Origin of the sequence: Streptomyces sp. NPDC057099 (genome assembly GCF_042671245.1) — a bacterium.
GTDB classification, from domain to species: Bacteria; Actinomycetota; Actinomycetes; order Streptomycetales; family Streptomycetaceae; genus Streptomyces; species Streptomyces purpurascens.
This window is the reverse complement of record NZ_JBHUTX010000017.1, coordinates 117913-130938: the sequence shown is the minus strand read 5'-3', so window position 1 is coordinate 130938 and position 13026 is coordinate 117913. Positions and strand designations below refer to the sequence as shown.

13 protein-coding genes and 1 pseudogene are annotated in these 13026 nt (G+C 72.2%); 6 read left to right on the top strand and 8 right to left on the bottom strand.

Annotated elements, in window-relative coordinates; translation table 11 throughout:
- The first annotated feature begins 215 nt into the window (after window positions 1-215).
- Window positions 216-821, top strand: a complete 606-nt coding sequence (locus ACFT4A_RS22420) for a hypothetical protein (protein ID WP_382832711.1) — start codon at window positions 216-218, stop codon at window positions 819-821.
- Window positions 822-914: 93 nt separating this feature from the next.
- A complete protein-coding gene (locus ACFT4A_RS22415) occupies window positions 915-1652 on the top strand; it encodes a 3-keto-5-aminohexanoate cleavage protein (protein WP_382832709.1) in 738 nt (245 codons plus the stop codon).
- 169 nt (window positions 1653-1821) lie between these two features.
- Here the strand turns inward: ACFT4A_RS22415 and soxR are convergent, their stop codons facing one another.
- On the bottom strand, window positions 1822-2286 hold the full coding sequence (soxR, locus tag ACFT4A_RS22410; protein WP_382832707.1) for a redox-sensitive transcriptional activator SoxR: 465 nt from the start codon (window positions 2284-2286) through the stop codon (window positions 1822-1824).
- Window positions 2287-2387: 101 nt separating this feature from the next.
- Between soxR and ACFT4A_RS22405 the strand changes: the two genes are divergently transcribed.
- Entirely contained in the window at window positions 2388-2849 is a 462-nt protein-coding gene (locus ACFT4A_RS22405; RefSeq protein WP_215122445.1) for a MaoC family dehydratase, read from the top strand.
- Here the strand turns inward: ACFT4A_RS22405 and ACFT4A_RS22400 are convergent.
- From ACFT4A_RS22400 to ACFT4A_RS22390, 3 genes are all read right to left on the bottom strand, one after another.
- Window positions 2840-3484, bottom strand: a complete 645-nt coding sequence (locus ACFT4A_RS22400; RefSeq protein ID WP_382832705.1) for a TetR/AcrR family transcriptional regulator — start codon at window positions 3482-3484, stop codon at window positions 2840-2842. The genes ACFT4A_RS22405 and ACFT4A_RS22400 overlap by 10 nt on opposite strands.
- A gap of 70 nt (window positions 3485-3554) precedes the next feature.
- Window positions 3555-3809: a YiaA/YiaB family inner membrane protein gene (locus ACFT4A_RS22395; RefSeq protein WP_382832704.1), complete on the bottom strand. Its 255-nt coding sequence runs from the start codon at window positions 3807-3809 to the stop codon at window positions 3555-3557.
- A gap of 59 nt (window positions 3810-3868) precedes the next feature.
- A complete protein-coding gene (locus ACFT4A_RS22390; protein ID WP_382832703.1) occupies window positions 3869-5020 on the bottom strand; it encodes an acyl-CoA dehydrogenase family protein in 1152 nt (383 codons plus the stop codon).
- Window positions 5021-5113: 93 nt separating this feature from the next.
- On the opposite strand from ACFT4A_RS22390, the gene ACFT4A_RS22385 reads away from it, so the two are divergent.
- The 3 genes from ACFT4A_RS22385 (at window position 5114) to ACFT4A_RS22375 (ending at window position 7587) form a co-directional block, all read left to right on the top strand.
- A complete protein-coding gene (locus ACFT4A_RS22385; RefSeq protein ID WP_382832702.1) occupies window positions 5114-5755 on the top strand; it encodes a TetR/AcrR family transcriptional regulator in 642 nt (213 codons plus the stop codon).
- A 46-nt stretch (window positions 5756-5801) separates the two neighbouring features.
- Window positions 5802-6515, top strand: a complete 714-nt coding sequence (locus ACFT4A_RS22380) for an ArsR/SmtB family transcription factor (RefSeq protein WP_382832701.1) — start codon at window positions 5802-5804, stop codon at window positions 6513-6515.
- Window positions 6516-6621: 106 nt separating this feature from the next.
- Window positions 6622-7587, top strand: coding sequence for a DMT family transporter (locus tag ACFT4A_RS22375; RefSeq protein WP_382832699.1), 966 nt, complete (start codon window positions 6622-6624; stop codon window positions 7585-7587).
- Here the strand turns inward: ACFT4A_RS22375 and ACFT4A_RS22370 are convergent.
- The 4 genes and pseudogenes from ACFT4A_RS22370 to ACFT4A_RS22355 form a co-directional block, all read right to left on the bottom strand.
- The gene (locus ACFT4A_RS22370; RefSeq protein ID WP_382832698.1) at window positions 7576-8949 is read right to left on the bottom strand and encodes an MFS transporter; all 1374 of its coding nucleotides are present in this window, start codon (window positions 8947-8949) and stop codon (window positions 7576-7578) included. The two genes, ACFT4A_RS22375 and ACFT4A_RS22370, sit on opposite strands and share 12 nt — an antisense overlap.
- Before the next feature lie 191 nt (window positions 8950-9140).
- Window positions 9141-10223, bottom strand: a complete 1083-nt coding sequence (locus ACFT4A_RS22365) for a Zn-dependent alcohol dehydrogenase (RefSeq protein WP_382832696.1) — start codon at window positions 10221-10223, stop codon at window positions 9141-9143.
- Window positions 10224-10245: 22 nt separating this feature from the next.
- Window positions 10246-11634 (bottom strand): aldehyde dehydrogenase family protein, encoded by a 1389-nt coding sequence (locus ACFT4A_RS22360; RefSeq protein ID WP_382832695.1) that lies wholly within the window; start codon window positions 11632-11634, stop codon window positions 10246-10248.
- Between the two features lie 111 nt (window positions 11635-11745).
- Window positions 11746-12923 (bottom strand): annotated as a pseudogene (locus ACFT4A_RS22355) (ABC transporter ATP-binding protein).
- Window positions 12924-13026: the final 103 nt, after the last annotated feature.

Sequence of the window (13026 nt, the reverse complement as noted above, 5' to 3'; positions counted from 1 at the left end):
CGGGTTTGAAGATGAACAAGCGTCACTTCTTGGAGTCAGCACAACAGGCACACGGACCACGGCAGTCGACTCGCGAGCCTCTTAGGACGGCTTATGGAGGGCATTTGAAATCGGATGGAGCCGATTCGCTTGTCGATACGTCTATTCGGCGACGTCCGTACGACGACGCCGAAGTGACCGGATTACAGGTGCAGGTGTGACGGAGGTGCAGGACGATGGCCGGTTTCCGGAGTCTGGCGAGACAGGTCCGCGATCCGCGGTGCGATCTGGCATTGCGGCGCTATTCGCTGCGCAAGTGCCTTGAGAGGTTCGCCCCTTACGGGCACAGGGCGACCTGGGACCATTTGTGCTCCCGGGCAGGGTTCGGTCCCGAGGACCGGTCCCCCGATCCAGTGCGGCTCGTGGCCGCACTGGACGAGCTGGAGGAGGCGCGGGCGGTCTGGCTGGCCTATGAGGTCGAGTTCGCCGAGCGCCGCAAGAAGGAGAAGCACGACGGACTGCGCCGGCCGGGCAGCGTGGACGACTGGCACCGGCTGACCTGGGGCGGCTTCGGCGTGGCGTGGTGCGACGATCCGGCGGTCCATCCCCGTGAACCGCTGGCCGAGGTGCTGCGCCGGCTGATCGCCGCGCTGGAGCGCGAACCGGGCTCGGCGTGCCCGGTGTGCGGCGGGGGGCAACTCGCCTGGAAGTACGACCTGGACCACGAACCATCGGCGGGTCCGGTCTGCACGGACTGCGGAATCCTGGTACCGCGTCCCGTGCTCTCGCCCGAGTCCCTGGCGTTCGCCAGGCGGACGAGGCCACTGTTGATGTCGGCTTGACGAACGCGGGTGCGCGGGGGGTGCGCCGGGGATGCCGCACCCCCACTGGCGTCGCGGGGACCGGCTGTCAGTGGTGACTGGCACCATCGGGACATGGTGCAGGTGTGTCTGAACGGGACGCGGGGAGCCGCCGACGGTGCGGCGGTGCCGCTGACGCCCGAGGCGATGGCCCAGTCGGCGGCGGAGGCCGTCACGGCCGGGGCCACGGATGTCCATGTCCATCCCAAGACGCCGTGCGGGCGGGACACGTTGTCGCCGCGGGTGCTCGCGATGACGCTGGAGGAGATTCGGGCGCGGGTGTCGGTGCCGGTCGGGGTGACGACGGGGGCGTGGGCGGAGCCGGATCCCGCCGCCAGGGTGGAGCGCGTCCGGGCGTGGACCGCGCTGCCCGACCACGCTTCGGTCAACTGGCATGAGCCGGGGGCGGAGGAGGTGGCCGCCGCGCTCCTCGATCTCGGGGTGGGGGTGGAGGCGGGGATCTGGTCGGGGACGGACGGGGCGGAGCGGTTTGCCGCGTCTTCGCTGGGGCCGAGGGTTTTGCGGGTGCTGGCCGAGGTGACGGACACGGATGCGGGGAGTGCCGTTTCCTCTGCGCGGGCGTTGTTGTCCGAGATCGGTTCCGCCCATGGTCGTCCTGTGTTGTTGCACGGGGAGGACGGGGGTGCTTGGCCTGTGCTGCGGCTTGCGGGGCGGTTGGGGGTGGGTGCGCGGGTCGGGTTGGAGGATGTGCTGGTGCTGCCGGATGGGAGGCGGGCCCGGTCCAATGCGGAGTTGGTTTTGGCGGGGTTGGGTGAGTACGCGCTTGGTCAGGCGGGGGGTACTCGGCGTTGATGCTGAGGCCGGGTGGGTGCGCAACCCGGCGGAGCGGGGTGCCTCCCCCACTCTCGGCTTCGCTCGAGCGGGGGGACCCCCACCGCCCACCCGTGCCGCCCTGGGGGCACCTCCCAGGCCCTTGAGGCACTGGGGGAGGCACGCATGCCCGCAGCTAGGCGGCTAGCGGCTACGCGCGGTTCTTGTCCACCATCAGGCGGGAGCCCGTGCGGCGTTCGCCGAAGGCGTCGTCCGGGTTGGAGAGGACGCAGCCTTCGAGGGAGAGGCAGCCGCAGCCGATGCAGTCGGTGAGGTGGTCGCGCAGGCGGTTCAGTTGCGCGATGCGTTCGTCCAGTTCGGAGCGCCAGGCCTCCGAGAGGTGCGCCCAGTCCTCCCTCGTCGGCGTCCGCTCCTCGGGGAGTTCCGCCAGCGCCTCGCGGATCGTCGCCAGCGGGATGCCGACCCGCTGCGCGGCCCTGATGAAGGCGACCCGGCGGAGCGTGTCACGGGAGTAGCGGCGCTGGTTGCCCGAGGTCCGGCGGCTGCCGATCAGGCCCCTGGACTCGTAGAAGTGCAGCGCGGAGACGGCCGCGCCGCTCCTAGCCGCGAGCTGGCCGACCGTGAGCTCATGGATCTGCTCTGGAATCTGGGGCACTCATCGAACCCTACCCAGTCCGTTGACACGACCCCCCGGGGCCGACCATGCTAAGCAGTCGCTTAGAGAAACAGCTTCCCTGACATGCGAGAGGCCGGGACATGGCAGAGCCGAGGATCTTCACGTCCGTCGACGACCTGAAGTCGGCGGTGGGCGAGCAGCTGGGGTACACCGACTGGCTCGACATCGACCAGAAGCGGGTCGACCTCTTCGCGGAGGCCACCGGTGACCACCAGTGGATCCACGTCGACCCCGAGAAGGCCGCCGCGGGCCCCTTCGGCACGACCATCGCGCACGGCTATCTGACCCTGTCGCTGCTCCCCCTCTTCGGGCCGCAGCTGATCGCCGTCGAGGGCGTGAAGATGGGCGTCAACTACGGGACGAACAAGGTGCGTTTCCCCGCGCCCGTGCCGGTCGGTTCCCGACTGCGCGCGACCGCCACGATCACCGGCGTCGAGGACGTGACCGGCGGTGTCCAGGTCACCGTCGCCTTCACCCTGGAGCGCGAGGGCGGCGACAAGCCCGTCTGCGTCGCCGAGTCCGTGGCGCGCTACTACTTCTGAGCCGGCGCCGGCTCCCCGGCTCCGACCATCCGCAGCACGAGGTCGGCGTACAGCGCGCCGACCTCGTCCGGGGTCCACGGCCCGTCGACGTTGAACCAGCGGGCCACGTCGATGCAGAGGGAGAGCACCGCGAGGGTGGTCCCCTTGACGTCGAGCACGTCGAACTCGCCCGACGCCACGCCGTCCACGATGACCGCGTGCACCTCGTCGTCGCACTGCCGGCGCAGCGCGAGGATCTCGGCCCGGGCGTCCGGCCCGAGCGAGTCCAGCTCGTACTGGACGACGCGGGCCGTGGTGCGCCCGCCGGCGTGCCAGCGGACGAAGGAGCTGACCGCGTCGGCCAGGCGCTCGCGGGCGCTGCCCTCGCGCCGGGACGCCGTCCGCAGGATCTCCAGGGCCTTCGTGTGCCCGATCCTGCTGATGCGGTGCAGCAGCTCTTCCTTGGTCTTGTAGTGGATGTAGAGCGCCGCCGGGCTCATCCCGGCGCGACCCGCGATGTCACGGGTCGTCGTGGCGTGGTACCCGCGCTCGGCGAAGGCCTCCACCGCGGCGATCAGCAGCCGCCGCGCCGCGTCGGGCGTGACCTCGCCCCACGCCTGCGCCTCGCCGCCGGCCGTATCCTCCGCCGTACCCATCACGTGCCCCTCTCCACTGGCAGGTGCACCACCATACCGCCGAAGGTGAGCGGTCGCTTAGTGCGGCCGCTCAGCGCTTCTCGAAGGGGGCGTACGCGGGCGCGGACGCGGACGCCCCGTCCTGCCGGTCCCGGATCACCTTGGCCAGCGTGAAGGCGGAGGTGACCAGGTACAGGACGGCGATGGCGAGGAAGCCCCGGACCCAGGCGTCGGCGCTCAGCTGGTAGATGCCGATGGCGGTGGCCGCCATGGCGACGGCGAAGGAGGCGACGGCCTGGCCGTAGAAGGCGGCCGTGTTCTGCTGCTTGCCCGGTGTGTCACTCATGAGGGCAAGCTTCGGCCGAAGTGGCCCGTACCACATCCGCCGACGTACTCAGAAGGTACTCAGAATGCCGAAACGCCCGTCAGCGCACGCCCGATGACCAGCTTCTGGATCTGGCTGGTGCCCTCGTAGAGGGTCATCACTCGGGCGTCCCGCAGCAGCTTGCCCGCCGGGTACTCGTCGATGTAGCCGTACCCGCCGAAGACCTGGAGCGCGTTGTTCGCGGCGCGGACGGCCGCCTCCGAGGCGAACAGCTTGGCCTTGGACGACTCGACGGCGAACGGCTGCCCCCGGTCGATCAGATCGGCGACCCGCCACGTCAGCAGCCGGGCGGCGTCGACGTCCACGGCGATGTCGCTGATGAGTTCCTGGACCAGCTGGTGCCCGGCGATGGGCTTCCCGAACTGCTCGCGTTCGCCCGCGTAGCGCACCGCCGCGTCCAGCGCGGCCTGGGCTATGCCGACACAGCCCGCGGCGACCGACATCCGGCCCTTGGCGAGGGCGGACATGGCGACGGAGAAACCCTTGCCCTCCTCCCCCAGCAGCGCCGAGGCGGGCACGCGTACGTCCTCCAGCACCAGTTCGGCCGTGGCCTGGCCGCGCAGCCCCAGCTTCCCGTGGATCGTGCGGCGCGTCAGGCCGGGAGTGTCGGTGGGGACGAGGAAGGCGGAGACGCCCTTGTGGCCCGGGGCGTCCACGGAGCGGGCGAAGAGCAGGACGACATCGGCCCAGGTGCCGTTGGTGATGAACATCTTGGTGCCGTTGATGACGTAGTCGTCGCCGTCCCGTACGGCCCGGGTCGCGAGGTTGCCCGCGTCCGAGCCCGTGCCCGGCTCGGTCAGGCCGAAGCAGCCGACCGCCTCGCCGGACGTGAGCCCCGGCAGCCAGCGGCGCTTCTGCGCCTCGCTCCCCCAGGCGGCGACGGTCTTGGCGACGAGCCCCAGCGAGACGGAGACGATGCCGCGCACGGACGAGTCGCCCCGGCCCAGTTCCTCCGTGACCAGGCAGTACGCGAGGTGGTCGCCGCCGGAGCCGCCGTACTCCTCGTCGATCGTCAGGCCCAGGAAGCCGACCTCGCCGAGCTTCTTGACGATCGCGCGGTCGACTTCCTCGGCGCGGTCCCAGGCGATGACGTTCGGGGTGATCTCCCGCTCCACGAAGTCCCGCGCGAGCCGCCGGACCGCGATCTGCTCCTCGCCGAGTTCCAGGTTCACCACACGTCACCCCAGGGAAAGCCGTACGCCGTTGAAAGCCGCACCTTTAAATTAGCAGTGCTAGTTTAAGGGCGCAGCCCTACTATGTGCGCCATGGCCCGACCGCGCAAGCCCTTGCTCTCCACCGACCGGATCGTCGAGACGGCCCGCGCGCTCGTGGACGCGGAGGGCCTGGCGGCCGTCTCCACCCGCCGGCTCGCCGCCGAACTCGGGGTCAGCGGGCCCTCGCTCTACAACCACTTCCGCACCAAGGACGAGATCCTGGAGGCGGTCGCCGACTCGGTGAGCGGTCAGGTGGACCTGACGATGTTCGAGGACGGCCGCGACTGGCGGACCGCGCTGCACGACTGGGCCGTCTCCTACCGGGCCGCGCTGCGCGACCACCCGAACATCGTCCCGGTGCTGGCCTGCGGCCCCGGCCGCCGCCCGGCGGGGCTGCGCCTCGCGGACGCGGTCTACGGCGCGATGGTCGCCGCGGGCTGGCCGCCGGCGCAGGCCACGTCCATCGGCGCGCTGATGCGGTACTTCGTGATGGGCTCCGCGCTCGGCTCCTTCGCCGGGGGCTTCGTGGACGACGCGAGCGCCTACGACCCCGCCGACTACCCCCATCTCCAGCAGGCCCATCTCCTCGCCGAGCAGCAGGAGAAGATCGACGAGCGGGCCTTCGAGACGGGGCTGACGGCCCTGCTGGACGGGCTTGCAGGGCAGTACGAGCAGGTGCGGCGGACCGCGTAGGGACACTTCGGCCGCGGCCGAACGGTCCGTGTCCCATGCTGGGGCCATGACGACGAGGGATCCGCGGGCCACGGGCCTGGCACGGCTCGCCGGGCTGTTCGCGGACGAGACCCGGGCCGCGTGTCTGCTGGCGCTGCTCGACGGGCGGGCCTGGACCGCGAGCGAGCTGGCGCGGCACGCGGGGGTCGCCGCGTCGACGCTGAGCGAGCACCTGAGCAGGCTCGTCGCGGGCGGGCTGCTCACCGAGGAGCGGCAGGGCCGGCACCGGTACGTCCGGCTGGCCGACGCGCGGGTCGCGCAGCTGCTGGAGGACCTGGCCGCGCAGGTCGCGCCGGGCACGGCCGCCGTACGGCCGCGGAGCCTTCGGGAGTCGAGCGCGGGTTCGGCGATGGCCCGGGGGCGCACCTGCTACGACCATCTCGCCGGGCGGCTCGGCATCGCGGTCACCGACGCGTTGACGGCGCGCGGGCTGCTGGAACAGGAGGCCGGGTTCGCGCTCACCGATACGGGACTGGCGTGGTTCGCGTCGGCCGGTATCGGCCTCGAACGGCGTGGCCGGCGTCCCCTGGCACGCGCCTGCCTGGACTGGACCGAACGCCGCCCCCATCTCGCGGGCGTCGCGGGCGCGGCCCTGTGCCGGCACGCCCTCGACACGGGCTGGTGCGTGCGCATCGGCTCCGAGCGGGCCGTGAAGGTGACGGCGGCCGGCGAACGGGCCCTCTTCGAGCTGCTGGGCGTGCAAGCGGCGGCGCTGCGCTGACCTCGAGGCCTGGCCGGACAACCCCTGACACACCGCCCGAAAGACCTCAACGCCCGGTCCGAAAACCGCGAGCGTCCGTCCCTCCGTCCCTTCTAGCCTCTGGAGCATGATGAACTCCCCCTCCCCGCCCGCCCGCCGGGCGGAGCTGCTGGCCGCTGGTGCTGCCGCGGTCACCGTCGTCTTGTGGGCGTCGGCCTTCGTCTCGATCCGCAGTGCGGGGGACGCGTACTCGCCGGGTGCGCTGGCGCTGGGGCGGCTGCTGGCCGGGGTGCTGGCGCTGGGGGTGATCTGTCTGGTGCGGCGGGAGGGCTGGCCGCCGCGCCCGGCCTGGCGCGGGATCGCGATATCGGGGGTGCTCTGGTTCGGCTTCTACATGGTCGCCCTCAACTGGGGCGAGCAGCAGGTCGACGCGGGCACGGCCGCCCTGGTCGTGAACACCGGGCCGATCCTGATCGCGCTGCTCGGTGCCCGGCTGCTCGGGGACCCGATGCCGCCGCGGCTGCTGGCGGGGATGGCGGTGTCGTTCGCCGGCGCGGTGACGGTGGGGCTGTCGATGTCGGGCGAGGGCGGATCCTCCGTGCTCGGGGTGGTGTTGTGCCTGCTGGCGGCGGTCGCGTACGCCGGTGGTGTCGTGGCGCAGAAGCCGGCGCTGGGCTCGGCGAGTCCCTTGCAGGTGACGACGTTCGGCTGCCTGGTCGGCGCGGTGCTGTGTCTGCCGTTCGCCGGGCAGCTGGTCCAGGAGGCCGCCGCCGCACCGGCCTCCGCGACGCTCAACATGGTGTACCTGGGCGTCTTCCCGACCGCCCTCGCCTTCACGACCTGGGCGTACGCCCTGTCCCGGACGACCGCGAGCAGGATGGGCGCGACGACGTACGCGGCGCCCGCGCTGGTCGTCCTGATGTCCTGGCTCTTCCTCGGCGAGGTGCCGGGGCTGCTCACCCTGGTCGGCGGTGTGCTGTGCCTGGCGGGTGTCGCGGTGTCCCGGTCGCGGTCGCGGGCGGCGGCTCGGGCCGGGGCTCCGGGAGCGGCTCCGGAGCCCCGGCCCGAGGAGGCCGCGGACTCAGCCCGCTGACTCGGCCTCCGTCGCCGGCTCGGTGGCGGGTTCCGCCGCTTTTTCCGCCGCACGCGCCCGGTCCGCGAGGACCTTGATCGAGACCAGCGCGATCACCGAGAGCACGATGATGTAGCCGGACACGGCCATCGACGTGCCCGTGGCCTCCAGCAGCAGCACCATGACGAAGGGCGCGAGCCCGCCGCCGGCGACGGCCGCGATCTGGTAGCCGAGGGAGGCGCCGGTGTAGCGCATCTCGGGGGTGAACAGCTCGGCGAACAGGGCGGCCTGGGGGCCGTACATGATGCTCAGGAAACAGCTGGCGACGAACGTGCCGACCGCGAGCCACAGCAGCGAGCCGGTGTCGATCAGCAGGAAGAGCGGTACGGCCCACAGCGCGATGCCGACCGCGCCGAGGGCGTAGATCCGGATGCGGCCGACACGGTCGGAGAGCGCGGCGGCGGCCGGGATCAGCACGAGCTGGGTGAGGCTGACGCAGAGCGAGACGGTGAGCACCGCGCTCTTCTTCATGTCCAGCTCGCGGGTGGTGTAGTCGAGGACGCCGGTGATCAGGATGTAGAAGGTCGCGGTGTTGACGGCGAAGGAGCCGCCGGCGAGGAGCACCGTGCCGAGGTGACCGCGCAGGATCGTGCGCAGCGGCGAGCTCTGCTCGGTCTTTTCCTTCTCCGCGAGGGCGCGTTCGGCCTCCCGGAACGCGGGGGTCTCCTCGACCTTGGTGTGGATGTACCAGGCGAGTCCGAGCACCAGCAGGCCGACCAGGAACGGCACGCGCCAGCCCCAGGCGGCGAACGCCGAGTCGGTGGTGAGGGCGCCGGCGGCCAGGAAGACCGTGTTGGCGGTCACCACGCCGATGGGGACGCCGAGCTGGACGACGCTGCCGTAGACACCGCGCTTGCCCTCCGGGGCGTACTCGGTGGCCAGGAGCATCGCGCCGCCCCACTGGGCGCCGACGGCGACGCCCTGGGCGACGCGGAGCAGGACCAGCAGGATCGGGGCCGCGACGCCGATCGTGTCGTACGTCGGCAGCAGGCCGATACCGGTGGTGGCCACGCCCATCAGGGTGAGGGCGAGGACCAGCATCGGCTTGCGGCCGCGCTTGTCGCCGAGGTGGCCGGCGACGATGCCGCCGATGGGGCGGGCGAGGAAGCCGACGGCGAAGGTGGCGAACGAGGCCAGGACGCCGGCGGTGGGGCTGCCCGCGGGGAAGTAGAGGTCGCCGAGGACGAGGGCGGCGGCGATGCCGAAGACGAAGTAGTCGTACCACTCGACGGCGGAGGCGAGCGCTGCCGCGGTGGCGACCCGGCGGCGGTTGCCGGCGGCCGGGGTGGTGGAGGCGGGCTGAGCGGAAGGTGCCGTGTCCATGCGGTGCACGCTCCGGTGGGTGCGGGGACGGAACGGGGGATGGCTCGGGTCCCGGGAACGTACTGACCGGACGGTATGTACGTCAACGGGTCGCGCACCAGGACTTTTACCTGTACTTGGCACCGACTGTGCGTGCGGGCATGCCTGAGGCCCCGGCCTCGCGCGGAGGCCGGGGTGGCGGGAGAGCCGGGCTAGAAGACGACCAGGGCCCGGCCGCCCTTGCCCGCCAGCATGTTCTCGAACGCGGCCGGGATGCCCTCCAGGGAGATCCGCTCCGTCACCAGCGCGCTCAGGTCGAGGCGGCCCGCCCGGATGTGTTCGGCGAGCACCGGGAGGTCCTCGGCCGGGTCGGAGTTGCCGTAGACGCAGCCGGAGAGGGTGCGGCCCCAGTGGAAGATCTCCAGGGCGTTGAAGGTGACCTGCTGGTCCTTGCCGCCGATGCCGACGACCGTGGTGCGGCCGCCGCGCCGGGTGGAGTCCCAGGCGGTGCGGATGGTGACCGCGCGGCCGGCGCACTCCACGGCGACGTCGACGCCCTGTTTGGCGGTGAGGGCGCGGATCTCGCGTGCGGTGTTCTCGGAGGCGATGACGTAGTCGGTGGCGCCGGCCGCCCGGGCCAGTTCCTCCTTCTCGGCGGAGACATCGACCGCGACGATCTTCGAGGCGCCCGCGATCCGGGCCGCCTGGAGGGCGGAGAGGCCCACTCCCCCGACGCCGAACACCGCGACCGTCTCGCCCGGCCGGACCTGGGCCGAGTGGTGGACGGCGCCGTAGCCGGTGAGGACGGCGCAGCCGAGGAGGGCGGCGTCGGTGAGCGGGACACCGTCGGGCACGGGCAGGACGCATGCGGCGGACACGACCGTCTCCTCGGCGAACGCGGCGACGTTCAGGCCGGGGTGGAGGTCGGTGCCCCCGGTGGTGCGGGCATAGACGTCGCCGGTGCCCTTCAGGGCGTTGGCGCACAGCCAGACCTCGCCGAGCGAGCAGGCGTGGCAGGCGCCGCAGGACGGGGCCCAGTTGAGGACGACCCCGTCGCCGGGCGCGAGGTGACCGACGCCCTCGCCGACGGCGACGACCGTTCCGGCGCCCTCGTGGCCGAGGACGGCGGGGACGGGGACGCGCATGGTCCCGTCGGACAGGGAGAGGTCGGAGTGGCAGACCCCGGCGGCGGCGAGCCGGACGCGGACCTGTCCGGGTCCGGGGTCCGGCAGGTCGATGCCGGTGATCTCCAGCGGGGAGCCGACGGCGGGCAGAACGGCGGCGCGGACAGCCATGGCGGTAGGGACTCCCCTGGTTCTAGAACTGGAGGGACTTGGTCTGGAGGTACTCGGCCAGGCCGTGCACGCCGAGTTCGCGGCCGACGCCCGACTGCTTGTAACCGCCGAAGGGCGCGAGGGGGTTGAACCGGCCGCCGTTGATGTCGACCTGGCCGGTCTCCATCCGGCGCGCGAAGGCCACCGCCTCGGACTCGTCACCGGCCCAGACGGCGCCGGCCAGGCCGTAGACCGTGCCGTTGGCGATGCGCAGGGCGTCCTCCTCGTCGTCGTAGGGGAGGATCGACAGGACCGGGCCGAAGATCTCCTCCTGGGCGATGGTCATGTCCTCGGTGACGTCGGCGAAGACGGTCGGGCTGACGAAGTAGCCCGTCTCGCGCGGGGATTCGGGGCCGCCGGCGACCAGGCGGGCGCCTTCCGCGACGCCCTTCTCGATGTAGCCGCGCACCCGTGCCCGCTGCTTGGCGTTGACGACCGGGCCGATGCGGTCGCCGTACTTGGCGGCGGCCGCGGCGGCGAGTTCCACGGCCTCGTCGTACCGGTCGCGGTGGACGAGCATGCGGGTCCAGGCGCTGCACGTCTGCCCGGAGTTGGACATCACGTTGGCGACCCCGACGTTGACCGCCTTGGCCAGGTCGGCGCTCGGGAGGATGACGTTGGCGGACTTGCCGCCGAGTTCGAGGGCGACCTTCTTGACCTGCCCGGCGGCGATCGCGGCGATCTGCCGGCCGACGGCGGTGGAGCCGGTGAAGGAGACCAGGTCGACGCCGGGGTGTTCGGCGAGGGCCTGGCCGGCGACCGGGCCGAGGCCGGTGACCAGGTTGAAGACGCCTGCCGGGATCCCGGCCTCGTGCACCGCGTCGGCGAAGAGACGGGCGACCAGCGGGGTGTCCTCGGCGGGCTTCACGACGACCGTGCAGCCCGCCGCGAGGGCCGGGGCGACCTTGGCGACGATCTGGTGCAGGGGGTAGTTCCAGGGGGTGATGGCGCCGACGACGCCGACCGGCTCGTGGTGCACGACCGAGTTGCCGGTCTTCTCCTCGAAGGCGTACGTCGCCGCCAGCTCGGCATAGGAGCCCGCGACCGCGATCGGCACGCCCGCGTGGACGGCCTGCGAGAACTTCTGGGGCGAACCGAGTTCGGCCGTCACCGTCTCGGCGATCTCGTCGGCACGGGCCACGAGCACGTCCCGGAGGGCGGCCAGGCGCGCCGCACGCTCGGCGGGCGGGGTCGCGGCCCAGTCCGCGAGGGAGGCGCGGGCGGCCCGTACGGCGGTGTCGACGTCCTCGGCGGTGCCCGCCGGGACCGTGCCGATGACCTGCTCGTCGACCGGGTTCACGACCTCGATCACGTCCTGGCCGGCGGCCGGGCGCCAGGCGCCCCCGATGTACATGCCGTCGTATGCCTTCATCGCGCTTCCTCCGGGGGCGGGGCGTCGTCGTCCGGCACATAAACTAGCGACGATAGTTTTCTGACGCCAGACGTCCCGGTCGCGGGTACCCGGTCATGGGTGTGCGGCTGCTCACCTTTCCAGGTCGGGCAGGCGCGCCGGATGCGGACAGATGCGGTCGCCGTTCTGGTCGAAGACGAACAGGTGGGCGAGGTCGACGAGGAGCGGCACCTGCATGCCGTGGCGGAGGGCCAGGTCCGGGGTGGTGCGGACGATGAGGTCCCCGGGCAGGCGGGGTTCGGCGGGGGCGGGGGCCGCGGCCTCGGGGTGGTCCAGAGCGACCACGGGTCCGGCCCGGCGGGGCGGGAGCCGGTGGTGAAGTGGACGAGGATCTCGTGCCCCTGGAACTCCATATGCTCGACCAGGCCGGTGATCGGCACCTCGCCGGGGCGGGCCGAGGAGTGCGATGGGGGTCCCCCCTGTTCGAGCGAAGCCGAGAACTTGGGGGAGATCCGGACGGCTTCGGAGCGCAGGCCCACGATGACCTCGCGGCCCTGCTGGACCCGCAGCAACTGGTGGTCCGGGGAGAGCGGTTCGGGCAGGCGCAGGAACTGCTTGCCCAGGCTGATGGTCATCGCGCCGTCCAGCGGGGCACGCACCAGGCCGCGCAGGAGGTTGATGCGCGGGGTGCCGATGAACGCGGCGACGAAGACGTTGCTGGGCAGCGCGTACACGACGCGCGGGCTGTCGGCCTGCAGGAGCACACCGCCGCGCAGCACGGCGACCCGGTCGCCGAGCGACATGGCCTCGGCCTGGTCGTGGGTGACGTAGACCGTGGTGACGCCCAGCTCCCCGGTGAGCTGGGCTATCTCGGCGCGCAGGTGGGTGCGGAGCTTGGCGTCGAGGTTGGACAGCGGCTCGTCCATCAGGAAGGCGGAGGGGTGGCGGGCGATGGCCCGGCCCATGGCGACCCTCCCCCAGTGCCTGAACGGCCTGGGGGCACCCCCAGGCGTTCGCCGCCGGAGAGCTGGGCGGGCAGGCGGTCGAGGAGGTCCTCGATGCCCAGCATGCGGGCGGTGGCGTACACACGGGGGCGGGGGTCCGTGCCGGCCGGGCGGCGGCAGGTCGTTGGCGTACTCGCCGTCGAGCAGCAGCTCGCCCTCGTCGATCTCCTCCAGCCCGGCGATCATCCTGAGCACGGTCGACTTGCCGCAGCCGGACGGGCCGAGCAGCACGAGGAACTCGCCCGGGGTGATGTCCAGCGACAGCCGGTCCACCACGCGGGAGCCGCGCGTGTAGGCCTTGCTCACGTCGTGCAGGGAGATGGCGCGTGTCCTGCGTGCCCCCGAGGGGTCTACCGGGCGCTGGTGCTCCGCGGGTCGGAAGCCCCGTGCGGGTCGTACGGGGCTGTGG

Excerpts from the sequence above, each read along its gene's own strand:
- ACFT4A_RS22420 (WP_382832711.1), top strand. The coding sequence starts at position 216 with ATGGCCGGTTTCCGGAGTCTGGCGAGACAGGTCCGCGATCCGCGGTGC.
- ACFT4A_RS22415 (WP_382832709.1), top strand. The coding sequence starts at position 915 with ATGGTGCAGGTGTGTCTGAACGGGACGCGGGGAGCCGCCGACGGTGCG.
- ACFT4A_RS22405 (WP_215122445.1), top strand. The coding sequence starts at position 2,388 with ATGGCAGAGCCGAGGATCTTCACGTCCGTCGACGACCTGAAGTCGGCG.
- ACFT4A_RS22400 (WP_382832705.1), bottom strand. The coding sequence starts at position 3,484 with ATGGGTACGGCGGAGGATACGGCCGGCGGCGAGGCGCAGGCGTGGGGC.
- ACFT4A_RS22395 (WP_382832704.1), bottom strand. The coding sequence starts at position 3,809 with ATGAGTGACACACCGGGCAAGCAGCAGAACACGGCCGCCTTCTACGGC.
- ACFT4A_RS22385 (WP_382832702.1), top strand. The coding sequence starts at position 5,114 with ATGGCCCGACCGCGCAAGCCCTTGCTCTCCACCGACCGGATCGTCGAG.
- ACFT4A_RS22380 (WP_382832701.1), top strand. The coding sequence starts at position 5,802 with ATGACGACGAGGGATCCGCGGGCCACGGGCCTGGCACGGCTCGCCGGG.
- ACFT4A_RS22375 (WP_382832699.1), top strand. The coding sequence starts at position 6,622 with ATGATGAACTCCCCCTCCCCGCCCGCCCGCCGGGCGGAGCTGCTGGCC.
- ACFT4A_RS22370 (WP_382832698.1), bottom strand. The coding sequence starts at position 8,949 with ATGGACACGGCACCTTCCGCTCAGCCCGCCTCCACCACCCCGGCCGCC.
- ACFT4A_RS22365 (WP_382832696.1), bottom strand. The coding sequence starts at position 10,223 with ATGGCTGTCCGCGCCGCCGTTCTGCCCGCCGTCGGCTCCCCGCTGGAG.
- ACFT4A_RS22360 (WP_382832695.1), bottom strand. The coding sequence starts at position 11,634 with ATGAAGGCATACGACGGCATGTACATCGGGGGCGCCTGGCGCCCGGCC.